Below are 26,916 nucleotides of genomic sequence, written 5' to 3'. Positions count from 1 at the left end.
CAAAGATCCGGATCGGCCATGGCCACCCGCAAGAAGAAACGGCCCCCCAATCGAAAGGCGGCTCCCCCGACCGCGACCCGGCGCCCGCTGCGCGCTGGCAAGCGTCCGGGTGCCGCCCGCACCGCCGTGCCCGCCGCCGCGCCTCGTCCCGCGGGCCCGCTCCAGTACAAGGTCGTCGAGCTGTCCACCGTCGACGAAGGGACGCTCGAGCGCACCGTGAATGAGTGGAGCTCCAAGGGTTGGACGTTGGACGGCGTGCAGTTCGCCATGCGCGAGTCCTCCAAGCGTCCGGCCATGGCCTTCGTCTTCTTCACGCGCGAGGGCGAGCCGGCCACCCATGACGTGGAGGCCGCGCGCGGCCGGCTGCGGGAGATGTCCGAGACGGGCTCGCCCACGGCCGCGCTGGTGTCCTCGCCGGACTTCACCGGCAATGCCGCCGTCACTTCCTCGTATACCTACCAGCGGCCCCCGGGCACGGTGAGCGCCCATGAGCGGCTCGCGCAGCTCGCGGGCCTGGACGAGCCCGAGCGCCCCGAGAGGGGTCTCATCCTGGAGCCCGAAGAGTGAGCGCCTCGCATCCGGTCTACTCCGCCCCCCGCCGTCCCGGCCTTCGCGTGGTGCACGATGGGGAGGAGCTCGGCTCGCCCTATCCCAAGGCCTCGCTGTGGATGAGGCTGGGCGCGCGCATCGTGGACGTCGCCGTGGCGTGGGGACTCCACGTGGTGTGCGGCGCCGCGGGCGGCGTGGTGGCGCTGCTCTTCCTGCTGCTGGCCGATGGCATGCTCCAGGGCCAGAGCGTGGGCAAGCGCATCTTCGGCGTGAAGGTGATGCACCTGCCCACGCAGTCGGCCGCGCGCCACCGCGACAGCACCCTGCGCAACGCACCCCTGGCGCTCATCGTCCTGCTGGGGATGATGCCTCCGCCCCTCGGCCTGGTGGCCGGTCTGGCGGGTCTGGTGGTCATTGGGGGCATCGAGGCCCTGCGCGTGGTGAGGGATCCGCTTGGTTGGCGGCTCGGTGATACCTGGGCCCAGACGCAGGTGGTGGACGGGAAGGTCGTCGCCGGAGCAACGGTTGCTGCACGCACGCCCGTGGCGCCCGCTCGCGTCCCAGGCCGGTTTTTGTCCGCGGCCCGGGTCCGCCGGTGCCGCACGTTCAAGAAGTCCAGAAGGGGAAAGCCTTGCGCATCGCGCTGACCTACAACCTCAGGTTGTCCGACTCGGAAGACGAGGCGGAGTTCGATACCCAGGAGACGGTGAACACGCTGGCGGCCGCCATCGAGCGGCTCGGCCACCGTCTGGAGCGCTTCGAGGTGAGCGGCCCGGCTTCCCGCACCGTCGCCCGGCTCGAGGCCTACAGCCCGGACCTCATCTTCAACATCGCCGAGGGCCGCCGCGGCCGCTTCCGCGAGGCCTTCTACCCGGCGCTCTTCGAGGAGCTCGGCTTCGCGTACACCGGCTCGGACGCGTACGCGCTGGCGGTGACGCTGGACAAGCAGCTCACCAAGCTCGTCCTCTCCAAGCACGGCATCCGCACCCCCGGCTGGCAGTTCGTCGAGAAGCTCAACGAGCTCAAGGTCGAGGATCTGCGCTTCCCCGTCATCATCAAGCCCAACTTCGAGGGCTCCTCCAAGGGCATCACCCAGGAGTCGGTGGCCGAGACGGTCGAGCAGGCCCGCGAGAAGGTGACGCAGGCGCTGTCGCGCTACCCGGCCGGCGTCCTCGTCGAGGAGTTCATCAACGGCAAGGACATCACCGTCCCCTACCTGGCGGCGGTGCAGAACGACCATGACGGCGTGCTCAGTCCGGTGGAGTACGACATCGACCCGGCCGCCGTCGCCGGGCGCAAGTACGCCATCTACGACTACGAGCTGAAGACGAAGCGGGAGAGCGCCGTGAAGGTGAGCGCCCCGGCCAACCTTCCCGTGAAGGTGGCCGAGGAGATGCGCAACATGTCGATGAAGATCCTCCAGGTGCTCGACTGCCGGGATCTGGGGCGCATCGACTTCCGGCTGAGCGACGCGGGCGTGCCGTACTTCCTGGAGCTCAACGCGCTGCCCAGCCTGGAGCCGGGCGCGGGCATCTACGCCGCCGCGGCCCTGGAGGGCATGCACCTGGACGGCGTCGTCAACGCCATCATCCAGAGCGCGGCGCGGCGCTACAAGATCAAGGACGGCAAGCGCCAGGGCAAGCCGACGCGCAAGTCGGGCCCGCTGCGCGTGGGCTTCACCTACAACGTCAAGCGCGTGAAGCCCGTGGCGGAAGGCGCTTCCGTGGAGGACAGCGAGGCCGAGTACGACTCGCCCACCACGCTGCAGGCCATCCGCGAGGCGATTGCCTCGTGGGGCCACGAGGTGGTGGACCTGGAGGCCACGGCGGAGCTGCCCAGCGTGCTGGCCAGCACGCCGCTGGACATCGTCTTCAACATCGCCGAGGGCTTCAAGGGCCGCAACCGCGAGAGCCAGGTGCCGGCCATGCTGGAGCTGCTGGACATTCCGTACACGGGAAGCGATCCGGCCACGCTCTCCATCGCGCTGGACAAGGCACTGGCCAAGAAGATCGTCCGCCAGGCCGGCATCCATACGCCCAACTTCCAGCTCATGCACACGGGCAAGGAGCGGCTCAACAAGGACTTCACCAGCTTCCCGCTCATGGTGAAGCCGGTGGCCGAGGGCTCCTCCAAGGGCGTGGTGAGCAAGAGCGTCTGCCACAACGAGGCCGAGCTGCGCGAGGTGGTGAAGGAGATCGTCACCAAGTACCAGCAGCCCGCGCTCATCGAGGAGTACATCGGCGGGCGTGAGTTCACCGTGGGCCTGCTCGGCGAGCGCCGCCCGCGCGTGCTGCCGCCCATGGAGATCGTCTTCCTGGACAAGACGGAGAAGACGCCCATCTACAGCTTCGAGCACAAGCTGGATTGGACGGATCGCATCCGCTACGACGCGCCGGCGAAGCTCGAGCCCGCGCTGCTGGAGAAGCTGAGGGCGGCGGCGCGCAACTCGTTCATGGCGCTGGGGTGCCGCGACGTGGCGCGCATCGACTTCCGCATGGACGACAAGGGCCGCATCTACTTCATCGAGTGCAACCCGCTGCCGGGCCTCACGCCGGGCTGGAGCGACCTGGTGCTCATCGCCCAGGGCGCCGGCATGGACTACCGGGGCCTCATCGGGGAGATCATGGCGCCCGCCATCCGCCGCTACAAGGAGCGCGAGGCCCGTCGCGCCGCCGACGAGAGCGCCCTGATGAAGCTGGCCCTGGAGAAGGCCGCCCTGGAGAAGGCCGCCATGGCCGAGGACAAGGCCGCGTCCGTCTCCACCGGCGGCTCGTCCGGCTCTGGTTCATCCTCGTCCGGGGATGCGCCCGCCCGCGTCAGCATGGAGATGAAGTCTCACTGAGGACCGGCGGGTGCCCCTCGGGGCGTCGCGTCGTCACGGCCCGGTACGTGGGTGGAGTTCGCCCCGTGTGCCGGGCTTCGTCGTTTCCAGCCACCGGGCGTCAGCGGGATGGATCGAGCAGGCCGTGGAACGCGGCGCCGATGAGTCCTCCGGCGCTGTTTTTGCCGACAGCAACCGCGGATTGTACTGTGGACCCGTCCACGTTCGCACCTTCCAGCTCGTTCGGTGCGAGCCCACGGGTCTCGCTCCTGCACATGAAAAAGCTCACCACCACCACTCCGCTCTTTCTTTGGAGTCTGAACCTCAAACGGAAGACGTTGCAGACTGTCTACCAACAGGTCAGGTGGGTGAGCACCCAGACATCGCTCGATCATCTGCCCCATGTGGACCTGCAAGAGCAGCATGAGAAGCTGAACAAGCTCCTCACCCTGCTCAAGAGCGTGAAGGTCGCGACTCCGCATGAGTATGGGGTCGTCACGAAGAAGCAGACCTTCATCCATGGGAAGTGGAACGAGAAGACCCGCACCCTCGTGCCTTCCAAGAAGCAGGAGCTCGAGGAAGACGACATCGTCTTCGCCTTTCCGCCCGGGAACTACCAGGGCCTGGAGGACGAGCAGGGGGTGCAGCATGTGCGGCTGGGCTCGTACGACACTGTCACTTCTTCGACGGGCTCTCGGAAGACGGTCGCCAAGAGTCTCGCGGTCGAGAGGATCGCGGACCTGCTGCTCGGCGTGAATGCCGTGAATGACATCACGCAAGACCTCAGCACCCGGGCCATCCGCTGGGCGAACTCGCTGGGCAATGCGAAGGCGATCAAGCACGCCCTCCTGGATGTCGATGCACGCTCCATCCTCCCGGACTCGGCCATCGAGCTCGATCTCATCCTCCAGGATGGCCTCTCCGCTCCTCTGGGGGTACTCGACTGGTCGGAGCGGGTAATGGAGAAGATCCTCAAGGCCTCGAGCCTTTCCCAGCGCCATCTCGAGGCCAGCGCGAGGTTGCTGGCGGAAGCGGTGGAGCGCCTCGATTTCCTGGGGCCCTTTCCCGACCTTCCGGGTGTGACCGATGGCTTCGAATTGATGCAGCAGACGTTCCAGATGATGGGGGTCGCCAAGAGCAGCACGAATCCCAAGGTCAAGGCGAAGTACGTCGAGCATGTCCGCACGAAGATCATGCCCGAGCTCAAGTCCGAGCTGGCCTTCTATCAGGGCATCGCCATGCTCCTGGGCTACATGCCGCTCGAGGTGGGCACCAAAATCCCATGCCGGCCCACGGTCTTCGAGACGGATGCGAACGGGAGCTGGGGACCCCTCCCGAACACCTACGAGGTGGTGGGGACCTTCACCCAGCAGATTTCCGAGGAGAGCTTCGAGACCTTCACTCGGATGGGTCTGGAGTGGCACCCCTCCGTCAAGGTGACGATCTGGAAGGGGCGCAACGTCAAGGGAGAGGATCACTTCATCGTCAGCTTCACCGGAACCACGTCCTACCCGCAGATGGACGACTCCTGGAAGGCGCATGACGTGACGACGGGAGCCCTGGGCAACGCGGACCCGAAGGGCATCAGCAGACAGGGATTCGAAGCGGTGCGGGACATCATCCTGGAGATGCTCAAGAACAACGGCTGGAAGCTTGACAGCAAGACGATCGTGACAGGGCATAGCCAGGGCGGTGCGCTGGCCCTTCGCTTCTATACGCTGGCGCACAGCCTGGGCAGGGATCAGACGAAGTGTGTCGCGTTCAGCGCGCCAGGGCTGGATGAGGAGACGTTCTCCGTCCTGGCGCTTCATGCCGGTCTTGGGGAGTCCGCCAAGAACGTGTACATGATTGAGGATCCGAAGGACAAAGTGCCCTGGGGCGGAGAGGAGACGCCATTTGGGACGAAGGTGGCGGTCCCGTACCGGACCGCCCGCTTCGGGCAGCACGGTATCATCCCCTCGAAATTCGATGACCTGCTGCTGGGGCATGGGACCCCGAACCTGGTCTGGTTGATGATCTACGGAGGGCCGTATCACCCGTCTGATAAGATCGTCGAGTACAACCGCAACACAGCGTGGAAATCCGCGGACTTCCTGCGCCACTATTACTGGCTGAGCAGGACAGTGATGTCGCGGCTCGCCTTCAAGGCCAGCAAGAAGGAGTTGGAGTTCGCGGCTCGTGCCGGGAAGGACGAGAACAAGACGGAATAGTGAGAGCGCCTGAGTCATGGCCTTCCAGGAGAAGCTGAAGCTCGAGTTCTCGCTCACCATCGGGGGTGAGTCCTTCTCCATTCCCGGCGGCCAGGTGAAGCACTTCGCCGTGCGGCTCGCGAATCATGGCTTCACCGCCTCGGTGTCCTTCTGGACCGCGCTGGAGAAGGCCGACGCGCCCCTCTTCGTCGCCTTCAAGAAGAACGACCTCATCCAGGTCCGGCTCTCCGTGGCCGGCGTGTACCCCACCGAGGTCACTCCTCCCGGCCCGCTCGTCGTCCAGGGGCTCGTCCGGGCCCGGAGCCTCGCCGGGCTCTCCCACGGGCCGCACGAGGGAGAGGAGCGCGCCTTCCGTCTCTACTCGCTCGAGTTCGCCGATCCCGCCCAGGTGCTCTGGCGCCAGCACCGCCCCACCGAGCTGCACACCCAGAAGAAGCTCGTGGACCTGCTCGACGCGCACAAGGGGCCGCTGACCCTCTCCTATGACTGGGACGTGCTCCAGGCCGAGCAGCCGCTGCTCTGTCTCGCCCTGGGCTCGGACGACCGGCGCACCAGCTTCTACGACTTCGTCCTCTGGTTCGTGCACACGCGCAACGGCGTGTGGACCTACGACAGCCAGCAGGACCAGTACGTCCTATCCGATAGCAAGTCTTCCTCGGGACGCGCGGCCGTGCTCGACAGCCGCGAAGTCGAGCGCATGGATGTCCAGGTCCAGCTCCCCGCTCCCATCCGCCACGGCGCCCGTGTGCTCAACGCGCTCGCCAACGGGCCCACCGCGGTGGCGCTGGCGCAGGACCAGGCCGCGCAGGGCATCTCCCACGACGTGCTCCTGCGCACCCCCATCGCCTCCGAGGCCGAGCAACGTCAGACGCTCGAGAAGAGCCGGCTGAAGCTCCGGCAGCGGCGGCTCCAGGTGACCTTCCAGCAGTTCCCCACGGTGGCCGTGCACCCCGGTGCGCTCCTGCGCCTCCAGGGCTTCCACTGGCTCCCCGACCTGAGGGGCACCGGTGAGGACCTCCGGGTGCTCGCGCTGGATCTGGAGCTCCGCGCTCTTCGACAGGGCCCCTACGACGAGCAGCAGTCTCCCGATGCCGGCTACTCGCTGGAGATGTCCGCCCTGCTCGAGCAGAAGACCGACCCGGTGCCCACGCTTCCCGCGTACCGCGCGCCGCGCTATCCCCTCTACGTCGAGGGGAAGGTCCACAGCCCCGGGGGACAGGAGACGGACCGGTCCTGGTTCGTCGTCGAGGACGACAAGACCTCCGTCTCCAACTACCGGGTGACGGTGCCGCTGTGGAACAAGACGGTGAGCGTGCCCGCGCAGCCGCACTTCTTCTCGGGGCACTTCTACTTCCCGCCCTACAAGAACGAGCGCGTGCTGCTGGCCCTCCACTTCGATCGCGCCGAGCTGCACCGCTTCCTCGACTGGGGCGAGACCGTACGCCTGCCTCAGGACGGGCAGGGCGATCAGATGTTGCTCGGGAAGAACAAGACGAGCCAGACGGCGATCACCCACGACTACCAGGAAGCCAACCCGGTGTGGAACCTCCAGCGCGTCTCGGCCGGGGACACTCAGACCGTTCGCATCAGCGAGGGCAACCTTCTCATCAAGGTCGAGGAGAAGCAGGGCGTCGCGCCCGCCAGCTCCACCTATGACGTGACGCCCCAGGTCGAGGCGGCCAAGGGAGATCTCGCCCTGGGCGTGGGCGGTGCCATCGGCGAGACCACGACCGCCTACCAGGGCGCGGTGGCGAACGTGAAGGGCCGCATCGAGGCCGCCACCACGGAGACCGTGGCCGCGCTCGAGTCCGCTCGGGCCGAGGTGAAGGCCAAGGTGTCCGCCGCCAAGGCCGCGCTCTCCGGGGCGCTCTCGGGGATGTCGGGTAAGGCGGCCCCGCTCTCGAGCGCGGCGGCGGAGGCCAAGGTGGCGCTCGGAAAGCTGCGCTGATGCCCCGGCTGGGGTAGGGAGGAAGTCCATGCAGGAGTTGCGTGCCCAGGTGACGGACCTCCGAGGGGAGCTGGAGTCCTTTGGCGGCTCCGTGGGTGCTCGCGTCGGGAGCACCCGGGCCGAGCTCGAGTCGCTCGTCAGCGGGGTGGTGGACGCCATCGCCAGCCTCCGCCCCGAGGCCGAGTCGGCCGTCTCGGAGCTCTCGTCCCAGATCGACGCGCTCGACGCCGAGCTGGCGGAGCTGGAGCCCTGAGCCGATGAAGGCGCTGTGGGCCAGATTCGACGAGACGGCCTCCGAGGTGGGCATCCTCGAGCAGCAACTCGGGGCGTCCGCCGGCCGCGTGCGGGGTCCCCTCGAGGAGCTCGACTCCGAGGTCTCGGCCCGTTGCGAGGCGCTGGAGGGCAAGGCCCACGAGCAGGAGCAGTCCGCCCAGGCGGAGCTCGAGGCGCTGAAGCAGGAGCTCGGGCAGAAGTGCGAGGTGCTCGCCGCCGGGCTCGATGACCGCCGCCGGGCGCAGGGGAGGGCGCTCATCGCGCGGACGCGGGCGCGGCTGGAGCAGGAGTTGAAGGACACGGCCGCTCAACTCTCTGCCTCCACGCAATCCCTGCTCGGACAGATCACCTCGGCGCGAGAGAGCGCTGGCGCGAGGACCTCCGAACTCTCCCAGGCCGTGGATGCCACGGTCGCCACGCCATCCGAGACCTTGCGGTCCCTCCAGGAGGAGATCCAATCCGCGGGGACGTCGCTGAAGGCCGAGGTGAAGCAACGGGTGGAGCAGCTCCGAGCGGGGCTCGCACCGCTGCGCTCCCAGGTCCAGGGCGTGGCCCAGACGACCACCGAGCTCCTCGACTCGCTGGAGACCGAGGTGGCCGGGTCGCTCGACAGCGCGAAGGCGCAGGCTTCCCAGGCGCTCGACACCTTGCAGGGGACGCTGTCCGGGCAGGTGGAGTCCCTGGGCGGGCAGATCCAGGTGGTGGAGTCGTTGATCGATCAGGTCCAGGAGCAGATCGACACGCTCATCACCCAGGTGGGCAATGGCCTCGACTCGCTCGTACAGGGGGCGCTCGCCAGCATCGCCGCCATCCAGACGCCCCTCCAGCAGACCCTGGATGCGACCTTCGCCACGCTCGACACCCTCCTGGCTCAGATCGATGCGCTCAAGGAGCAACTCCTGGCCCTCCTGGAGGCGCTGCCGGCGCAGCTCAGTGCCCTCCAATCCTTGTTCCAGACCCTGGTTGGCACACTTCAGGCCCTGCTCGCCCGGGCCACCGATCTGCTGGATGCCATTCCCGCCTCGGCTTTGCCCAAGCCGCTGGTGAATCCAGCCATCCAGGCGATCGGCCAGGTCGTCACGCGGATCACCACCCAGCTCCAGACAATCTCCAGTCAGGTGGCCCAGCAGATGACGACGGTGCAGGACCAGATCCTGGCGCAGGTGGAGAACGTCCAGGCCCAGGCCGTGGGGCAGGTCCAGACCATGCAGCAGCAGCTCCTCCAGCAGATCGACACGTTGACCCAGTCCATCCAGAGCGCCATCGAGCAGGCCATGACACAGGTGGATCAGGTGGTGGCCAGCGTGGTGCAACAGATTGGCACTGCTCGAGATCAGGCAGTAGGCCAGGTGGGGACCCTGAAGGAGCAGGTGGCCTCCCAGGTGGAGACGCTGAAGTCCCAGGTCCAGCAGCAGCTCGGGACGCTCCAGGGGAGCCTCGATGGGGGGCTCCAGACATCCATCGAGCCCCTGAACGCGGCCCGGAGCTCCGCCGAGAGCCAGATTGCCTCCTCCCAGGAGCAGATGCGCTCCGGGCTCGACGCGACCCGCTCGTCGGTGGGCACCGGGCTCGACACGGCGAGGCAGGGCAAGGCGCAGCTCGAGGAGGAGCTGGCCGGCCGGGTGGAGGCGACGCTGAGCGGCTTCCAACAGAGGGCCAGTGGGGTGGAGGACGCGACGGCGACGCAGATGGAGCAGCTATCCGGCCGCGTCAGCTCGGCCCGAACGGAGCTCCTCGCGCCGCTCGACTCGCTGGAGACCCAGGTGGATGCGGGAACAGCCACCTCGCAGCCGCTGGAGGCGGCTCGCGCGCGGATCTCGGCGGAGCTGGAGGCCCTGAACGCCCAGGTACGTGCGCTGGCCTGAGGAATGGAAGGAGGGCCGACCTACTCGAACGGGTGTGCAGGGCCGGACCGTCACGCCCTGTCGCTCTCTGACGTCCCTGGCCAACTCGTCTGATTTTAGATTGGTGGAAAGTATGAATATTGATCTGTGCCTTGGAGCGGCTGTGTTGTGGGGCGTGCTCGCATCGGGTTGCTTGGCTGGTACGGTGGCTGTGGGTCTGAGCGACTGCGGAAACAACACCATGACCTGTTGCATCCAAAAGCACCCATAACGACCCAGTGGGAGCATGCGGTGCCACTGCTGCGGACATAGAGGAGGCGGTAGAGGCTGGAGTGATGGTTGATGAATTCGTGCCAATGCCGATAATGCCGATGGTTGAGGAGGACGAATTCGCCAACAACAAAGATCTACCGGAGTGGAAGCAGCGATGCATCAAGGCCTACGTCAGCTGCAAGAACAACGGATGGACCGGCAAATGTGACGACTGCCTCCGATATTGTGAAGGACAGCACGAATGGCCAATCCGCAAGTGTAGGCCCCGCAGTTGATTGAAGGAGAGGCGATGCATGGAGACAGTAGAAGAGGAAGAGGGCGACTGGCACGAGATACGGGTGCTGGACAACCGGGTTCGGCGAGGGGAGCCTCTGGAACTGACCAATGACGTGCGCGATCTACTCAAACGCACGGCCCCGACGGTGGCCATCCCCGAGAGCGACGCGGAATCCGCCCTCGCCAGTGTGGAGAGTGGCACTGCTCTACTTCATGAGATTCGGCGTCGCATTACCGAAGGCTCAAACCGGCTCATCGATGCACTCCACCGGATGTACCAGTTTCGAGACAGAGGGGATTTTGACGGCGCACGCCAACAAATGCGCGACGTCCTCGCCGTAGAGGTTGTGCCGCTGTATCGGGATGTAGCCGTGAAGGAAATAGAGAAGCTAAACAGGCTTTCGTTCTGAAGACTTCGCGGACGTTCCGCTATTTCTTGTCGGCTCCGGGCGCCTTCGGGGCCTCCACCTTCGGCGCTTCCATCTTGGGCGCCTCGGGCGGTTTGGCCTCGGCTCCGGAGGGGAGTCCTGGCGACATGTCCGTCTGGATGCGGCCTTCCATCAGCTCGATGTCGACCGAGGATGGCAGCGGCTCATTGAGCAACATCTGCCATGAGCCATTCGGAGCGGTGAAGAGGAAGGAGACCGCCACCGACGCCGCCTTGGGCACCTTCACCTTGATGTTCTGGAAGGTGCCGGGATAGATGACATCCGCCTGCAGCACCGACTCGTCCGGGGAGATGACCTTGGCGGCCACGTCGTTGTACGACTCGGTGGAGTACTGCTTGGGATCCACCGTGCGGACGATCATGTAGAGCGGGCGCCCGTGGTTGGTGCCGGGCGGGGACTTGATGCTCAAGGTGACGTGGCCGGGCAGGCATCCGCCCAGCAGCAGCGCGGCGAGCGCCACCAGCGGAGCGGGCCCAAGGCGCGTGCGGTTCATCTCGGCACCTCTCGGAACGGTGCCCAGGGCTCACCTTTCACGCCGAAGCTGATCTCCAGCACGCGCTTGGAGGCCTCGTCGCCGCGGTTGTTCAGACGCCACATCCGGTGCTGATCGGTGGTGAGGGTGGAGGACTCCAGCAGGCGGAAGCAGCTCCAGGACGAGCGGGCCTTCTCCAGCCAGTGGTACTGCTTGGCCTCGCGCTTGGGCGAGCGCACCTCCAGCACGAGCGAGGCCGTCTGCTGGTCCCACCACTCCACCGGGAACTCCTGCCAGGCGGGGCTCTGGTTGTAGCCGAACGCGGCCGTCTTCCCGCACTTGAGCGACGCCATGGTGACGAAGCTCCCGGGATCCGGCGGAGCGGGCAGGGGCAGCGGCATCATCTGCAGCATCAACGGCCGGGGCTGCCCCTTGTCGTCCCACAGCGTCTTCGACATCTTCGCCAGCCGGCTGAGCGTGGGCAGCACCCGCGACGGCAGCACCAGCCTGCCCCCTCGCAGCGGACTGCGCAGCGCCCACTCCGTGCCGCGCTCCACGCACACCGGCGAGAACACCCGCTCCACGAGCTGCCAGAAGTCGCCGTCCTTGCGGCGCAACATCTCCAGATCGGCGGGGTCCACCTCCTCGGTCGCGTTCGGGTTGAACGGGTAGCGCTCGAGCAGCGGCAGGAGCATGCGAGAGGCCGCCTCGTTCCACTGCCGGGCCAGCACCCGCTCCAGCTCCGCGCGTCCCAGTTCCTTCGCCGCCAGGAAGGGCAGGCGGAAGGGCTCCCGCAGCTCGCCGATGAGGCCCTGCTGGTCCAGCCAGGCGTCCACCTTGCGCAGGTACGAGCCCTCTTCCTCCAGCATCATCGAGAGCCCCACCTGCCCCAGCGGCGTGAGCATGTCCGTGAGCTGGGCGGGGCCGTCGGCCTCGCTGTCGTCCGAGGCTTCCTCGCCCGCGGCGGCCTTGTCCGCGGAGGGCTTGCTTCCCTTGGCCGCCTTGCCCTTGTCGCCGCCGGCCTTTGTCACGGCGTTGAGTTCGTCATGCAACTGCGCCACCAGCGCCCGGTAGGGATCCATGGCGGTGTAGTTGCCGTTCTTGTCCTGCACCATCAGCTGGATGACGGGCTTGAAGGGCGCCACGGCATTGCGCAGCGGCTCGTAATAGGGCCCGTCCAGCGGCTCCAGGTTGGCCCGGTTGGCCACGTCGCGCAGCATGTCCACCAGCTTGGAGGAGGGCTGGGTGAGCTCCGACAGCTCCTTGGTCAGCGTGGTGCGGGAGGCCGCGAAGAAGCGGTAGTCGCGCACGCTCATGAAGAGGCCCTCGCGGTAGGCCTGGGAGAACTGGTCCATCCGCCTGCGCACGTACTCCTGGCGGGCCGCGGCCTCCTCCGGCGAGAGTTGCGCGTTCTTCAGCCGCTGGGTGAACTCGTCCACCAGCGGCTTGATCTTCGTGTCGAACTGCAGCCGGTCCAGCACGGAGAGGACATCCGAGGCGTCACCCGCCTCGGCACCCGTAGCCTCCGGCAGGTGGTTCCCCGAGGCGTCCGCCACCGCGCCATACAGGGACAGGCTGGAGGTGTGCGGGCCCACGCCACGGAAGGGCATGCGGCCGGTCGTCTCGTAATGGCGGATGAGCATGCGCAACAGCTCGAGCGAGTGCTCCCGGGGGCGGAACGTGAACGACTCCTGGAGCACGGTGACCTTGAAGGGGCCACTGCCACCGCGCGGCTCCCACAGCCCGTCCCGGGTGAGCAGCTCGGCCGCGGTCATCCTCTCCACCGCCTTGAAGCCGTCGAACGCCTCCTGCTCCATGCGCAGCACCGACGAGAGCTGCTCGCGGTTCTCTTCGTCGTTCAGCCAGTCGAGGGTCCGGATGGTGGACTTGATGCCCGCGAACTGACCCACGTTTGCGCCGGCCCGGGAGTCGTTGAGCAGATCCAGCACGCGGGGCAGATCCGCGAACAGAACGCTGTCGTCGAGCCAGGCCTGTAGCCTGGCGCGCTCCTCGCTCAGCGTGTTCAGCTCCTCGGTCAGGGCCTGGGGCCCGGCGTTCAGCAGTTCCTGCACGCGGTTGCCCTGCAGGAGATTGGATAGGCGCTCGAGATGGAGCTGCCAGGGCTTGAGCTGATTTTCGCGTGTCAGCTCATCCTTGAAGGGCCAGCGGGCCCAGTTCGCACCCGAGGGCGGCGTTTCCCAGGGGCTATCGCTGGTTTCGACGTAGTCGCCGACAATGGCCTCGTTCAGCTTGAGGGACTTCACCCAGGTGGGCCGCGAATCGTGGCTGGAACTGGTCGACAGCTCCTCCTCGTCATCCGAGTTCCACCGCCACTTGTGCCGGTTGCGGAGCCCGGAGAGGATGAACTTGCCGAGCTCCTGCTTTTCCGAGGAATGGAGCACCGCCAGCAGATAGACCACCTGCTCCGGGCGACACTCATCGAGCTTCTCATGGCAGCGAGCGAGGGCGGGCCGGATGTGCGCTTCGCGGATGGCCGTGGCCAGCTGCTGGCGCAGCTCGTTCTTCTGCTTGGGGAAGCTCTTCTTCAGCGGCGGCCAGTAGCGCTCGGCGTGCCACAGCTCGTCGAGCGACTCGCCCGCCTTGTCCACCTTCTCCTCGACCAGGGTGCCGACACTCTCCAGCTTCTGATCGTGCAGCCGTTCGGCCGTCTGCTGGAAGCTCTTCATCAGCTGCTGCGTCTCTTTCAGCAGCAGGTAGTAATGGCCGTACGCGGCCACCACGGGCAGGGTGCACACGGCGGCGATCAACGCGCAGCGCCGCAGGTGGGTCCTCAGGTAGCGTGCGCGCAGGGCCTGGGAGCTGGTCTCCTCGGTGGTGACGGAGAGCACCCCACTCGCACGAGCCTCGGGAGAGGGGGAGGAGAGGTACACCCGCGAGAGGCTGGGCTTGAAGGAGAGGGTGTTTCCCTCCAGCAGCGCGGTGACGAAGCGGGCGAGCGCCGAGAAGGAGCGGCCTCCCGTGGAGTAGAAGCGCTCCAGGCGCTCGAAGGCGTCCACCGGGAGCGAGGTCAGCCCCAGGGCGAGGTATTGCTCCTGCGCCTCCAGGAGCGTGGCCAGCTTCCCCTCCTCGCCGCGCCTGGGGATCTCGAAGGAGAGCGGCACCCCGTGCTTGTGCAGGAGCTGCGCGAAGTCGGAGTAGCCCTCCAGCGCGTCCATGTTCGTCAGGCAGACGCGCGCCTCCACCGGGCCCCGGCTCATCTCGGAGATGAGGTTGAGCTTTCCGCGCAGCAGCTGGGCGGTGCGCCGCACCTCGTCGGGCGCGGTGTCCGCGAGCCAGCGCACGTCGAGCGCGATGATGGTCACGCCGCGCTGCTGGCGGCTGAAGCTGGACTTCCACAGCCGCCGCAGGGCCGTGCGGGCCTGGGGCGAGTCGTCCTCGAGCAGCGGCGCGGAGAGCTCCTGCACCACGCTGTCCGGGCCGAGGTAGATCTGCAGCAGCGGATCACTGGTGTAGCTGGGGAGGAACTGGCGGGCCTGCCGCTCCCAGTCCACGTCGAGCCCGATGAGCTTCGTCTTGCCGCAGCCCGCGGGCCCGAGCACCACCACGTGGGGCAGATCCCGGATGGCGGCGCGGTTGAGCCACGGCAGCCCGTTGAGGAAGCGCTCGCGGATCTTCAACAGCTGGTTGGCCTGCATGGGCCTGGGCTCGCCGACGGCCGGGGCGCTCATCCGCCGCTTGCGCCACCACCAGAAGAGCGCCACGCCGAGGCCCACGACGAGCAGCACCAGCAGCACCCATACCAGGTGGGGACTCACCACGGCCCAGACCTTGCCGAGCGTCTCCACGCGTCACGCCCCCCTTCGAGTCCGCGCGGCGAGCTGGAGGGCCTCGAGGATGTCCTCCAGCTGGTCCAGGGTCCCGGCCAGCTTCTCGCGCCGCGCCTGCTGCTCCTTGGGTGGCAGGAGGGTTCCCTCCGGTCCGGGGTAGAGCGCCTCGAGGGCCTGACGCACCTCGCCCAGGAGCGGCTCCACGCCCGCGCGCAGTGAGCCGAGCTCGGAGTCGATCCGCTTCTCCAGACGCGCGAACAGCGTCGCGGCCGTCACGGGCGCGGCGGCACCCGCCGGACGGGTGCGGCGTGAACCCGCTCCCCCCCGGTTCGCTTGCGTGACCCGGGGAGCGCGGCCGTCTTCAGCGGTAACGGTCGGCTCCTTCATCCCCTCGCCTTTGTTGAACGTCCGTCAGAGTACCACCGGGATGGCCGGGATGAAGAAACCGGCCCTTCATCCCATGACGGGCGCCCGCCCTCCCTCAGTAGCGAGAGAGCAACCACAGTCCCACCGGTACCGCCACGACGAGAATCGCGGTCCCGATGTAATAACGGAGGGGGAACTCGTAGAGGAGGGGAGGCTCTGAGGAAGGGGGAGGCGGGGGCGCCGCCAGGGTCTCCGGCTTGGGGATGCAGGCCGCGAGCTTTTCCTTGTACTCGCGCAGCCTGGCCACGTTGCCCACGTAGCGGCCGACGAACCCGGCGGCCAGGCAGAAGTGGAGCATCTCGAAGACGATCGTCGAGGGCCCCGGCCGGTGCAGCTTCCGGTCGGCGAGATCGTAGAAGAGGTCTCCTCCCGAGTCCTCGCCGAAGCACTGGTACTGCAACAGCGGCCAGTCCGGTTGCTCGTCCTCGGAGAGCCGCCGGAGCACCATTTCATCCACCAGGTAGATGAAGGGGCGGACCGCCTCGTCGATCTCCTCGGCGTCGTAGACGGTGCCCAGCCCGGACTGAAGGGACAACACCGTCTCCAGGAGCTGCTGCTGGAGTTGGTTCAACCCCACGCGGCCCACGTGCGCCATCGCGCGCTCCTTGCCCCGGGCCGACTCGGTCGGCAGCCACTGGTCGAGCAGGGTGATCACCTGACGGTAGGCCTTGAAGAGGATCTGCCAGTGTTCGAGCTTCATGGGGAGACCCGCGGGGAGATGGGGCCACCGCCCGCCATGGACGGCCTGAGCTCCACTGTCGCCTCGCCATTCCAGGCATCGAGCAGTTCCTTCACCTGCTCGAGGAGGCAGACCACCAGGGGCTCGGCGCTGGAGTCGAAGGGCTCGAGCTGCATTTCGTACAGGTGCCGCAGGCCCGTGCCGCGCAGCGCGCCATCCGGAAGGACGGACACCTTCGTCTTGCGGATCCACGGGATGATGGCGCGGAACGGGCCCTCCACGGGCGTGCCGAGGTAGGAGAGCAGGGCGATGAGCTCGTTGCGCTCGAGCGTCGACTTGACCTTCCAGGACAGCACCTGGGTGAGGGCCGCCACGTCGTTGCGCAGCGGGCTGTCCCGGTGGGGCTGGAGACCGCCCACCATCTGCCAGCGCAGGCCCTCCACGTGACGGCTCGGCGTGCTCACCTCGATGCGACCGCTGGCCTGCGAGGCGAAGCGTGGCTGGTACCAGAGCGCCTCCACCAGCACCTTGCGCGGCTCGTCGAAGGCCTCCGGCATGCGCACCAGCAGGCGTTGGCGCGGGCTGAGATCCTCGGCGAGCTCCTCGTCGATCTCGTAGCTCGGTCCGTCTCCCGGGAGGTAGGCCGGACGCAGGGGCTCTCGCCCCGTCTGGGTGAGTTGATAGACGCCGGTCACCGACTGCAGGCGGAAGTCGCGCCCGGCGCTCAGCCCGAGGATGGGGAACTCGGAGCGGGTGCCGTCGACGGTGAGGGGCTGCGCGGGCTCGGCCTTGAGGTTCACCACCGGCACGACGCAGGGATGGAGGATGTCCGGGTGGGGCGAGCGGCCCACCGTCCACTCCTTCTTCAAATCCAGGCAGAGGGAGAAGCGCGTCCAGGCCTGGCGGGTGGGGGCCACCTGCACGTGGAGGAAGAGCCCCTGCTCGGGCATCTGGAAGAAGGCGCGCACGCGCTGCACGGGGTGCGCGTACTCGGTGCCATCCTCGGGGGCGGGCCGGTCGCGGCCGAAGGTGTGCTCGCAACGGGTGCCGACGGTGCGCTCGTCGGCCGTCTGATCGTAGACCACCGACACCTGCTCCAGGTGCTTGCTCAGCGCGTGGTACACGGCCAGGGAGGAGCGGTAGTCGTCCAGGTGGCGGACGTGGAGGCTGAACAGGCCCACCGGATCCTTGCGAGGGTGGGCCGAGGCGAAGCGCAGGATGAGGCGGTGGCCGCCATTGGCCAGCCGCACCACACTCGAGTCCTCCAGGAAGATGGGCAGGATGTGGAGGTCGCGCTGGAGGCGGAAGGAGCCGGCCACGCCATCGGTGGGCGTCAGCCGCAGCTCGGTGCCGCGGGGGAGCACCACCGCCTCGACCATCTTCTCCGTGGGCACCGCCTGCACCATCGCCGCGGCGGGGAGCGGCTCCAGCAGGAAGTCGAAGAAGCTGGAGAAGAGGCGCAGCCAGGTGGAGCGCAGGTTGTGCAGCGTGGCCTGCCGCGTCTGCACCGAGAAGAAGGCCATCGACTCCATGAGCCGGCGCACGTCCGGATCATCCCGGTCGATGGGGACGGAGGGATGGTTGCGCTGGTAGCGCTGGCGGAAGCGCTCGAGCGAGTCCATCTCCGTGAGGAAGTCCTGGTAGAGCTGGTCCGTGGAGTCCATCACCGGTCCCTCACCCGAGCTTCACGATACCGCCGACGTTGGTCATGGTGCCCTTGAGGTCCGCGAGGCCCGTGGACTCGAGGCTGAGCTTGCCCTGGGCGGACACCGTGGCCAGGGGAGCGGCCATCTCGGCCTGGGCCTGACCGTTCAGCTTGAGCATCACGCCGTCCACCTTCGCCTCGCCCGCGGTGGCCTGGAGGGTGGCCTGCATGCCCTTGAGCGTGATGTTGCTGGTGGCCTCCACGTTCACGTTGGCGGTGGAGGAGAGCTTCGCGTCCTGGGTGGCGCTCTGGGTGAGCTTCGCGCTGGAGGTGAGGGTCATGTCCTGCGTGCTCTCCAGCGTCAGCTTCTGCTGGCTCGTCCACTTCGAGTCCTTCGTCGACGTCAGCGTGATGGTGTCGGCGTTGACGGTGAAGTCCTGGACGGTGACGGTGATGCTGTCGGCCTTCTGGACGATGGTGCTCGTGTTGGACTGGTTCTGCATCTTGATGGTGATGCTCTGGCTGTCCATGGTCATCACCTGGGTGATCTGACCCTGAGGGTCCTCTACCTTCACGGTGATGCCATTCGTCTTGTCCATCTCGATGGTGCAGACCAGCTTGGCCATGGACGCTCGCCCTCGTGGCGCATGAGACCCCGCACCCGGGGGAGCGGCAAGTTTCCCGCTCTCAGCCCTCGTCTTCCTTCACCTGGAGGAACAGGTTGCCCTCCTGGATGCGGAGCGTCCCGGTGTCCTTGTCGTTCGTGCGCTTGAGCAGGAACACGGGTCTGGCGTCGTCGTAGTAGTGCTTCATCGACGTGTTGCTCTGCGTCGTCTTGCCCATCAGCAGGTGCACGCCCTGGCCGTCCTGGGGCATGCGGGCGCCGGTGCGCCAGTCGAGGAAGCGTTTGATCCACGCACGCTGGAAGTCGAGCCCCACCAGCACCTTCTCGCCCTTGTAGGCCGGGAAGTAGTAGTGGCCCGGCAGCAGGTTGGGGTTGAAGGGGGCGGTGATGATCTGATCCTCCCAGAGAGGGATCTTCACCTTGTAGCCGTCCAGCGACGTGGCCTCGTCGGTGTAGGCCTGCCACGTCTCGTCCGCGTCCTCGCCCACCTCGCTGACGATGAGCCCCTCCACGTAGCGGGGGTAGGGCGGTGGGATGTACTCGGGCAGCTCGACCCAGGTCTCGTCCTTGCGCTCCAGCCGGGTGCGCATCTGGAAGTGGAAGCCGGCGTCTGGCTGGTCGCGCTCCGCGTCGGGACCGGGCTGGAGGGCATCTCCCCGCAGGAGCATGTGGCGGACGCGGAAGGTCTCGCTCGCGGGCACTCCGGCGGCGTTCCACCCCGCGGTGGAAGGCAGCTTCACCAACGTGCCCGGGGTGAAGGCGATCGCGGGGAAGCGGTTCCACTCCAGCTCCAGCTCCAGCCCGCGCACCTTCAGCCGCGCCGTCTCCAGGTCCACCCGCGCCTGCACCTCGTCCGCGATGGCGGTGCGCAGCAGCACGTCCTGGCGGATACCGGAGACGGCGCTCGTCTGGGTGATGGCCTGGTTCTGGGGGCCCTCGGCGACGGCGTTGAGCACCGCCATGTCGTGGCGGATGACCTCGGGGAAGCGGACCTCCAGCGAGGCCACCTCCTGGGGCTTCAGCTCCAGCGGCGTGCCCGTGCCGTCCTTGGTGGCGGAGAGCTCGTACCCCTGCGTCGAGTAGTCATAGGCGAGCACGCCGTTGTGGCCGTCCACGTACCAGAGCAGGAGATCGTAGAAGCTGGACGCCTTCTCCGGATCCAACCCGAGGAAGATCATCGGGCAGGTGGTGTCCAGCACGGCGCTCCAGTCGTACGTGAGGGAGATCTTGTCTCCCTTGTGCGCGTCGAGCACGTCCTTGAAGGACTTCTGCGTGTAGAGGACGCAGGGGAAGTGCTGCGACCAGAGCAGGCGCGCGGCGTCGCGGAAGGAGACGCCATAGCGGCGGTAGAGGATCGGATCTCCCTGCGCGGGCGTGGCCCGGAGCTCGGTGAGCGTCTTGTCGTGTACCAGGCCCTTCACCGTCAGCGAGGTGGGGGTCGGCTTCGCCGGAAGGTCGGTGTGGAGGGACTTCAACTCGAGCGACACCTCGGCCAGATCCGGCTTCAGGAAGTCGGCCAGGAGCGTGTCCTGCTGCTGCCCACCGAGCCCCTGGTTGTCGGCGATGATGAACTCGACGTGGCCCTCGTGGCCCCAGCCGCGCAGCTCCAGCGAGAAGGACTTGATGTTGCCGGGAGGGATGGCGTGCGCCGTGCCGCCGATCGTCACGGTGAGTGAGACGACCAGCCGCTCCTGGAAGGGTCCCGCCATGTCACTCTTCCTTCTTCTGGACGCGGACCCGGCTGCTCACGGTGTCGAAGAAGAGCCGCAGCTCGACGGGTTGGCCGCCCAGCGTGGCGGTCAGCTTGAAGTGCAGCCACAGCGTGGCGTCGCGGCCCTCGAGCGTCACCTCCACGTCCTTCAGGCGTGGCTCGTTGGTTTCGATCTCGCTCTGGATCTCCGAGGTGAGCGTCTGCACGAGCGCGCGGGTGCCGCGCTTCTCCATGTACTCCCCGAGCCCGAAGTCCCGCCTGAAGAAGCCGTAGCCCTGCTGCGTGTTGAGCACGGCCTCCAGGTTGCGTAGCACCTGCACCAGCTCGTCGCGCGTGCCGTCACGGCGGTTGTTGCCGAACTTGTCCAGGAAGGCCTGACGCGCCATTCACTGCCTCCGCCAGAAGAGGGAGATCTGGGTGCCGTCGAGCGCGGGGGTGACGAAGAAGGCCAGGCCGTCCTCGCGCAGGGCGTACTGCCACTCCTCGCCCGTGGCGGTGAGCTGGTACCAGTCGATCTCCGGGCCGAAGGCGTGGGGGAAGGCGGGGTGGGGCACGTGGCGGTAGCTGATGCCCTTGAGCGCCAGGCGGCGCACCACCGGCAGGCGCAGCGGGCTGGCCAGCTTCACGCCCTCCAGCGGCAGCGGCCTGCTCGGATCCTTGCGCTGCACCAGCAGATAGAAGTCGTTGGGCGGAGGAGTCTCCTTGGGCAATGGCGACAGGATGAAGCGGCCATCGCGGCTGGTGAAGGCGCGGTGGGTGAGGCGCGTGGCCTCGGGGCGGAAGCTCCGGTTGAGTAGCTCCATCCACCGGCGCAGGGCCGGGCCGAGATCCTCGTGATGGTAGGTGGGGAGGTTCTCGTCGGGCTCGGCCTCCAGGTAGCAGCACGCCTCGAAGTAGAGCCCGCGCAGCGCGTCGAGGAACTTGTACGGGTGCGGGTAGACGTGATGCCGCATGTCGGCCCGCAGGGCCTGCAGCCGGCGCACCTCGCACAACGCGCGGCGGGCGGTGGTGAGCCGATCACTTCGCAGGTAGCTGTCCTGCAGGCGCGTGCGCAGCTGGCCCTGGGCCTGCTCGAGCAGACTGTCCAGGTCCGCGAGCACCGGCTCCAGGAAGGGGTTGGGGCCCACCAGCAGCAGCGGGGGCACGTTCTCCGCGGACAGGTGCCACTGGCCCTCGGTGTCCTTGGAGAGCGAGGCCAGCTCCAGCGTGGACACGGCGCCATCCACCGCGTGCTCGGTGGAGAGCAGCAGCGTGTGGAGGGTGCGGTGGACGGTGGGCGGATCCTCCGTGTAGAGCGGGATGCCCTCGCTGCCGCTCGTCTCCGCCAGGAGGTGGAGGAAGAGGGTGACCTCGGAGCGGCCGGTGTCTTCCAGCGACAGGGGCGACACCGTGGCGTTGCCGGGGACCTCCACCAGGAAGCCGCCCGGCATCACCGCGGTCAGTGAGGAAATGCTGAAGGTGCCCTCGCCGAGCAGCACCTCGTTCAAATCCAGGGCGGCGACGCCCCGCAGAGGGAGGCCGGACAGCTCGGCATACAGCCGGGCCTCCTCCGACAGGGCGCCGTCCTGGGTACGGAAATGCTCGGGAAGCAGCGTCTGGCCCACCTGCCAGCGGACCCGCGCGAGCTTGTGAGGCTGCATGGCTCGGTTCATCCGTTGGAAGAGGGGCCGCGCGCGGCTAACCCGCCGCGGTCTCCGTGACGCCCCACTGCTTGACGATGTTCTTGCCCGAGGCGACCGCCACGTTCACCGTCTGCTCGAGCGTCTGGGGCTTGATGCCGATCTGGAAGGTGTAGTTCTTCGGCGACTGCACCTCGGTGGACGGGTTGTCCGCGATCGCCAGGTTCAGATCGTCCCCGTTCTTCTCCAGCAGGCCCTTGACCGCCGCGTCCACGAAGTTGGACTTGAAGTACTTCTTGGCGAGCGGATCGTACTCGTAGACGACGTACTTGAACTCCACGTCGATGCTGGACCAGGTGCCCAGCAGCATCTCCGCGAGCATCTGCTTGTTCGCGGTGGACACCTGACCGGACATGTAGATGGCGTCCGTGGCGCCCGTCTCCCACAGGTAGTGGTTGAGCACTGCCACCACCTTCTCCGCGATCGCCTTGTCCGGCTCCTCGGGGTTCTTGATGGTCTCCTGGTCGGCCGTCAGGGTCTTGTCGCCGATCTTGATCGACAGGATGTAACCCACGGGGGACTGCTTGTCCTTCTTGAAGTTGAAGCCCTGGTAGACATCCAGGGCGCGCGAGAACTGGGGCATGTCTTGCTCCTATTCCAAAACGGTTGGGGGAGGGCCTAGCCGAGCCGGGACTCGAGCATCAGCTCCACGTTGAGGCCTTCGAACTGGATATGGGGAAGCACGGCGACCTTGCAGTCGTACCAGCCGATCTCCCCGGCGCGGCGCGCCACCGCGACGTTGGTGGCCTTGAAGGGGAAGCGGCGCAGCGTCAGGTCATCCGGGTTGACCACCGTGGTCACGTACCCGCCGAGCCACGCGTCGATCTGCCGCTGGATGTAACCCTCGTCCGCGGTGCTGCCGATGTTGTCGCGCATGATGCACTTGATGTAGTGCGCGATGCGGGTGATGGAGAACGTGTAGGCCAGGTTGGTGACGAGCTGCGAGTTCTCCGAGTCCTTCGGATCCTTGAAGCGCTTGGATCGCTTGATGGACTGGGTGCTGAAGAAGGACGCCTCGGCCTCGTTCTTCCGGTAGACGAGCGGGATGAAGCCATTCCGGGCGAACTCGAACTCGCGGTAGTCCGGGATGGTCATCTCCAGCGGCGGCTGGATCATCTTCTGGCCGCGCAGGGTGAAGGTGTCCACCGGCAGGCCCTTGATCTGTCCGCCGCCCTTGGGGCCGCGGATGGACTGGCACCAGCCGGACTGCTCGAAGGCCTTCACCAGGTTGCGGGCGAAGAGGATGGCGGAGTTGCCCCACAGGTACTTCTGGGGATCGCCCGAGGCCTCCTCGGTGAAGTTGAGCACGTCACACGGGTTGGTGACGGGGTTCCACGGCAGGCGCAGCACGAAGCGCGGAAGCGTGAGACCGATATAGGCGCCCGACTCGGAGTCGCGCAGCTCGGCCCACTTGCTATAGCGCGGGTGGGAGAGCACGCCATCCAGGTTCTTGAGCGTCTCGAGTTGCTGGACGCTCTCACAGTCGAAGAACTTGTGGGTGGCCGAGGCGACGAAGGGGCAGTGCGCCGCGTTGGCCACCCAGCTCATGCGCTCCAGCCAGGTGAGGTCCGCCTTGGTGGCCGCGAACTCATACAGACCGATCATCGCGCCGTAGGGACGGCCGCCGTACTGGTCGTACTCCTGGATGTAGACCTTGTCGAAGAGGGCGCTGGAGAAGATGCTGCTCGAGTTCTTCTCGAAGTCCTCGCCCAGCTCCTGCTTGGACACGTCCAGCAGCTCGATGGTGATGTTCGCCTGGAAGTTGGTGTGCTGGACCAGATCCTCCAGCCCGCGCCAGGCGGACTCCATCTGCTGGAACTTCTCGTTGTGGAGGATCTCGTTCATCTGCGCCTCGATGAGCTCATCGACGCGCTTGACGGCCTTCATCACCTCGCCCTTGTCGAAGCGGACCTTGCCCTCGTCGTCCTTGATGGGCTCGACGTTGTAGAGCAGGGCCGCCAGCGAGGAGAGGAAGCGGCTCTCACCGGGCACCGCCGACTCGTCCAGCGGGGCGGGCACCAGGTTCTTCTCGATCAGCGGTTGCGGAGCGGCGGGCGGCGCCTCGTAGCTCCGGTTCTTGAACAACTCGATCAGATAGTCTTTTTCAGCCATGAAAGGATGGCTCCTCGGAGAGGAAAGGGTTCAGGACGGGGAGTGGCTCAGTTGGGCTTGGCGGCCGGCACGTCGGGACCGGAGGCGGGCTTGGCGGTGGGCTCGGAGCCGGTGTCGGCGGGCAGGCGCAGGGGCTCGTAGGCCTTGAGCTTCTCGCTCTCCATCAGCTTCTTGAGCTCCTCCGGGTTGGAGTACAGCTCATAGAGCGTGCGCCGCAGCTCCTTGCGGTTGTCGATGTCCGACTGCATCTCCAGCAGCAGCTTGCGCAGCAGCAGGAGCGCCTTGAGCTTGGGCACCTGGTGGACGATCTCGTCCGGGTTGAAGGACTTCATCCGGTCGATCTTCAGCTGGACCTGGATGTTCTCCTCGGCGCTCGGGTTGATCTTGTTGGGCACCTCGAACTCGACGGACATGTCCATGTCCTTCATGAGATCGTTGATGTTGTTGCCCGTCACCGAGCGCAGCTTGCGATCCTCGAGGTCCTGCTTGCGATCCTTCGAGGAACCCAGCGAGTAGTCGCCGAGGACGAGGACCCGGAAGGGAAGATCGACCTCCTGCTCCTGCCCGCTGATGTTGGTGCGATATGTGAGTGTGATACGGGATTTGGGAAGCTTGTCCTGGATGGGCACTGTCTCTCCTTACGCTTACGCGGAAGTGGTGCGCGTCCCTTGTTCAAGACGCCCAGAATGCCCCCTCCCGCCCCAGGACACGGTCCGCCGCGTGTTAGTTAGTGAAAATATCCCTGACTTCAGGTGGAGCAAGAATTCAGCCCGCGCGCCGGATTTCCGGTCCCGGCTCGTTTGGATCCACGGGCTTGTAGCGGGCTGTATCGTCTGAGAAGAGGACGACGTGCCGCACGTCCTCGCCAAAGACGAGTGGATCGTAGCCGACATAGCTGTCGTCCTCGATGCGCGCGTAGCTCTCGTAATCGCGCAGCACGAGCACGGTGGTGAGCAGCAGCGAGCGCTCGGAGAGCAATGGGAGGATCCGTGTGAACAGGCGGCGCGGGGCCTCCTTCGACCACGGGACGCCGGTGCCGCACCAGGGCTCGTCGCAGTGGATGGAGACCTCCATGCCTCCGGTGGGCACGTAGGCGAAGCCCCCCATGGAGGTGGTGTCCCCGAGCGTGGTGGTGCCGAGCCGGAGGTTGGTGGAGGGCACCTGTTGGCGGCGGAGCTCGCGCCGCACGGAGATCTCCGCCTCGGGGTAGACGCTGGAGAAGAGCCAGTGAAGCGTGCTGGGGCTGTTGGGGCGCAGCAGGAGCAGCCGGTGCCGCGCCGTCTCTCCCCACCCCGGGAGCAGCGACGCGTCCCGCTCCGGATGGAGCCCGGCGAAACGGGCGTGGAGCAGCAGGTGATCGAAGTAGCCCAGGAAGAGCTCCATCCGATCATTGTCCTGTCGCTCCAGGGCCTGGAGGAGGAAGGAGGGCAACAGCGACTGTACGCTGAGCAGTCCCACGTTCACCGTGATGACGGCGCGCCGGTTCGGTGGAGGCAGGAATTGGATGTCGTGCACGAGGTGGCCCTGGTGCACGTTGGTGCGCTGGCTGCGGTACTCGATGTCGGCCGCGCGGTAGCCCATGCGGGCCAGCTGCTCCAGCAACGCGGGGATGTCGAAGGAGCGGATGCGCTCACGGATGCGCTGCTCCAGAGGGGGCTGGCCGTTCGGTGACACGGCGGAGAGGGTGCCCATCCGCTACTCCTCCGACGACAGGGAGCTCGGCGGCGCGGCCATGAAGGCGTCGAGGTCCACCCGGTAGAGCTGCTCGAGCGCGCGGAAGGCCAGGGTGTCGGTGCTCTGCAGCAGCCGCTCGATGACGTCGGCGTGCATCCCCAGGCCGCCGAAGAAGCGCGCGAAGAGCGAGGGCAGGTAGACGCGCGGATCGAAGTGCTCGAGGGTGTGGAGCACGTCCGAGGCCACCACGCTGGCCCGGGCCAGGTCCCTGCGCTCCACGAGCGTGTCGAAGGCGTCCAGCTTGCGCATCAGCAGGGCGAGCGCTGGCGAGACGGGGATGACGGGGCCCTTGGGCGCTGGTGCCTCGGGGGGCCGGGCGGCCGGTGTGGGCCTGGCCCGGGCTTCTGGCTCCTCGTCCTCGTCTGGGTGGGTCGCGCTGGCTCCCTCGGGGCTCTCCTCGTGGGCCGGCTCGTCCGCGGGAGGCGGGGGCTCGCTCGGGAGGGCCGACAGGTGCGTGCCCAGCCAGTGGGTGATCTGCCGGAAGGGCCCCTCGCAGCCGCTCCCCGGCAGCGTGGTGGCGAGGGCCTCGTTCACCTCGCCCGCGAGCGTCAGCGCGTCCTGCAGGGGGACCCGGTTGTCCGCCGTGTTCCACTGGTGCCACGTCTCGTCCTTGGCTATCTCGTGGTGCTGGAGATGCTTGGACAGCGTCTTGAACAGCCAGAGCAGGCCGCTCCGGGCGAAGACGGTCTTCTTCTCGGCCGGACCGAAGCTCTCCCACTGGCTCGTCAGGACCTTGGCGAGCGAGGAGAAGATGACCGGCATGGCACGCAGGCCGTGCTCGAGGAAGCCCCCGAAGAGGTAGGGCGTCACCAGCCGCACGTCACGCATGCCCTCGCTCAGCAGTGCCTCGGCGGCGCGCGACGCCTCCGCGTAGGCGCCCCGGGCCACCAGTCCGAGCACCCTCTCCAGGCGCTCCTCCGCGCTCTCCGCATCCGGTATCTCGACCTTGTCGCGCGGCTGCTCCAGGAGGGTGGAATCGAAGGGCGCGGCGGTCGGGGACGTGTCGGCCATGGGTTACTCCGTCACCGTGAACTGGCCGGGCATGACGATCTGGATGACGCCGCCGAAGCTGCACATGAGCTTCGAGTTGCTCTCCAGGGCCGGCATGTTGCCGATGAGGACCTTGGGGCATCCGGGGACCCAGGGCGCCGCCGTGGCGGGCACGCACGGCATCTGGGTGAGCACGCCCTTGTTCGCCGCCGTGGCCGCGGCCACCGCGGGGTTCGCCATCGACTTGCACATCCCGAAGGGGAGGATGTTCACGAAGGGCTTGTTGTCCATGATGTTGGCCGCCGGTGTCGTGCCCATCACCTTGTTGGTGGGCAGCACCATCAACGAGGAGGGCGACAACCCGAAGCTGCACTGCATCATGGCGCCCATGACGATCTGGAGTCCCATGGCC

At 67.1% G+C, this 26,916-nt stretch carries 23 protein-coding genes; 8 read left to right on the top strand and 15 right to left on the bottom strand.

Annotated features, from left to right (window positions below):
- Positions 1-18: 18 nt before the first annotated feature.
- From JQX13_RS44180 to JQX13_RS44145, 8 genes are all read left to right on the top strand, one after another.
- Positions 19-567, top strand: a complete 549-nt coding sequence (locus JQX13_RS44180) for a hypothetical protein (RefSeq protein ID WP_203405418.1) — start codon at positions 19-21, stop codon at positions 565-567.
- On the top strand, positions 564-1,196 hold the full coding sequence (locus JQX13_RS44175; protein ID WP_239014222.1) for an RDD family protein: 633 nt from the start codon (positions 564-566) through the stop codon (positions 1,194-1,196). Before JQX13_RS44180 ends, JQX13_RS44175 begins: the two co-directional genes overlap by 4 nt.
- The gene (locus JQX13_RS44170; protein ID WP_203405417.1) at positions 1,181-3,391 is read left to right on the top strand and encodes a D-alanine--D-alanine ligase family protein; all 2,211 of its coding nucleotides are present in this window, start codon (positions 1,181-1,183) and stop codon (positions 3,389-3,391) included. Before JQX13_RS44175 ends, JQX13_RS44170 begins: the two co-directional genes overlap by 16 nt.
- A gap of 347 nt (positions 3,392-3,738) precedes the next feature.
- Positions 3,739-5,580, top strand: a complete 1,842-nt coding sequence (locus tag JQX13_RS44165; RefSeq protein ID WP_203405416.1) for a lipase family protein — start codon at positions 3,739-3,741, stop codon at positions 5,578-5,580.
- Between the two features lie 16 nt (positions 5,581-5,596).
- Entirely contained in the window at positions 5,597-7,528 is a 1,932-nt protein-coding gene (locus tag JQX13_RS44160; protein WP_203405415.1) for a hypothetical protein, read from the top strand.
- A gap of 28 nt (positions 7,529-7,556) precedes the next feature.
- Positions 7,557-7,781 carry a hypothetical protein gene (locus JQX13_RS44155; protein WP_203405414.1) on the top strand — a complete coding sequence of 75 codons (225 nt, stop codon included), beginning with the start codon at positions 7,557-7,559 and terminating at the stop codon, positions 7,779-7,781.
- 4 nt (positions 7,782-7,785) lie between these two features.
- On the top strand, positions 7,786-9,666 hold the full coding sequence (locus JQX13_RS44150; protein WP_203405413.1) for a hypothetical protein: 1,881 nt from the start codon (positions 7,786-7,788) through the stop codon (positions 9,664-9,666).
- Between the two features lie 545 nt (positions 9,667-10,211).
- Positions 10,212-10,604 (top strand): DUSAM domain-containing protein, encoded by a 393-nt coding sequence (locus tag JQX13_RS44145; protein ID WP_203405412.1) that lies wholly within the window; start codon positions 10,212-10,214, stop codon positions 10,602-10,604.
- 19 nt (positions 10,605-10,623) lie between these two features.
- Here JQX13_RS44145 and JQX13_RS44140 read toward each other — a convergent pair whose 3' ends face one another.
- The 15 genes from JQX13_RS44140 to JQX13_RS44070 all read right to left on the bottom strand — a co-directional run bounded on the left by JQX13_RS44140 (position 10,624) and on the right by JQX13_RS44070 (position 26,912).
- The gene (locus tag JQX13_RS44140; RefSeq protein ID WP_203405411.1) at positions 10,624-11,136 is read right to left on the bottom strand and encodes a hypothetical protein; all 513 of its coding nucleotides are present in this window, start codon (positions 11,134-11,136) and stop codon (positions 10,624-10,626) included.
- Positions 11,133-14,921: a type VI secretion IcmF C-terminal domain-containing protein gene (locus JQX13_RS44135; RefSeq protein ID WP_239014221.1), complete on the bottom strand. Its 3,789-nt coding sequence runs from the start codon at positions 14,919-14,921 to the stop codon at positions 11,133-11,135. Before JQX13_RS44135 ends, JQX13_RS44140 begins: the two co-directional genes overlap by 4 nt.
- A 3-nt stretch (positions 14,922-14,924) precedes the next feature.
- A complete protein-coding gene (locus JQX13_RS44130; protein WP_203405410.1) occupies positions 14,925-15,179 on the bottom strand; it encodes a hypothetical protein in 255 nt (84 codons plus the stop codon).
- A 205-nt stretch (positions 15,180-15,384) separates the two neighbouring features.
- Complete coding sequence (locus JQX13_RS44125) at positions 15,385-16,029, bottom strand: DotU family type IV/VI secretion system protein (protein ID WP_203405409.1); 645 nt, start codon at positions 16,027-16,029, stop codon at positions 15,385-15,387.
- Complete coding sequence (locus tag JQX13_RS44120; protein ID WP_239014220.1) at positions 16,026-17,672, bottom strand: type VI secretion system baseplate subunit TssF; 1,647 nt, start codon at positions 17,670-17,672, stop codon at positions 16,026-16,028. The genes JQX13_RS44125 and JQX13_RS44120 overlap by 4 nt, the downstream gene beginning before the upstream one ends.
- Before the next feature lie 10 nt (positions 17,673-17,682).
- Positions 17,683-18,279, bottom strand: a complete 597-nt coding sequence (locus JQX13_RS44115; RefSeq protein ID WP_203405407.1) for a hypothetical protein — start codon at positions 18,277-18,279, stop codon at positions 17,683-17,685.
- Between the two features lie 61 nt (positions 18,280-18,340).
- Entirely contained in the window at positions 18,341-19,987 is a 1,647-nt protein-coding gene (locus tag JQX13_RS44110; protein ID WP_203405406.1) for a hypothetical protein, read from the bottom strand.
- Between the two features lies 1 nt (position 19,988).
- Positions 19,989-20,375 (bottom strand): GPW/gp25 family protein, encoded by a 387-nt coding sequence (locus tag JQX13_RS44105; protein WP_203405405.1) that lies wholly within the window; start codon positions 20,373-20,375, stop codon positions 19,989-19,991.
- Positions 20,376-21,629: a type VI secretion system baseplate subunit TssK gene (tssK, locus tag JQX13_RS44100; protein ID WP_203405404.1), complete on the bottom strand. Its 1,254-nt coding sequence runs from the start codon at positions 21,627-21,629 to the stop codon at positions 20,376-20,378. It lies immediately after the preceding gene.
- Between the two features lie 37 nt (positions 21,630-21,666).
- Positions 21,667-22,251, bottom strand: coding sequence for a hypothetical protein (locus tag JQX13_RS44095; protein ID WP_203405403.1), 585 nt, complete (start codon positions 22,249-22,251; stop codon positions 21,667-21,669).
- Between the two features lie 35 nt (positions 22,252-22,286).
- The gene (gene tssC, locus JQX13_RS44090) at positions 22,287-23,780 is read right to left on the bottom strand and encodes a type VI secretion system contractile sheath large subunit (RefSeq protein WP_203405402.1); all 1,494 of its coding nucleotides are present in this window, start codon (positions 23,778-23,780) and stop codon (positions 22,287-22,289) included.
- Positions 23,781-23,827: 47 nt separating this feature from the next.
- Positions 23,828-24,409 (bottom strand): type VI secretion system contractile sheath small subunit, encoded by a 582-nt coding sequence (tssB, locus tag JQX13_RS44085; RefSeq protein WP_203405401.1) that lies wholly within the window; start codon positions 24,407-24,409, stop codon positions 23,828-23,830.
- 136 nt (positions 24,410-24,545) lie between these two features.
- Entirely contained in the window at positions 24,546-25,472 is a 927-nt protein-coding gene (locus tag JQX13_RS44080) for a hypothetical protein (protein ID WP_203405400.1), read from the bottom strand.
- Between the two features lie 3 nt (positions 25,473-25,475).
- On the bottom strand, positions 25,476-26,525 hold the full coding sequence (locus JQX13_RS44075) for a type VI secretion system protein IglI family protein (protein ID WP_203405399.1): 1,050 nt from the start codon (positions 26,523-26,525) through the stop codon (positions 25,476-25,478).
- Positions 26,526-26,528: 3 nt separating this feature from the next.
- Complete coding sequence (locus JQX13_RS44070; RefSeq protein ID WP_203405398.1) at positions 26,529-26,912, bottom strand: DUF4280 domain-containing protein; 384 nt, start codon at positions 26,910-26,912, stop codon at positions 26,529-26,531.
- Between the last annotated feature and the right edge of the window lie 4 nt (positions 26,913-26,916).

The organism is Archangium violaceum (assembly GCF_016859125.1).
GTDB classification, from domain to species: Bacteria; Myxococcota; Myxococcia; order Myxococcales; family Myxococcaceae; genus Archangium; species Archangium violaceum_A.
Note: the sequence above shows the minus strand (reverse complement) of the source record. Positions and strands in the feature narration are given on the sequence as shown.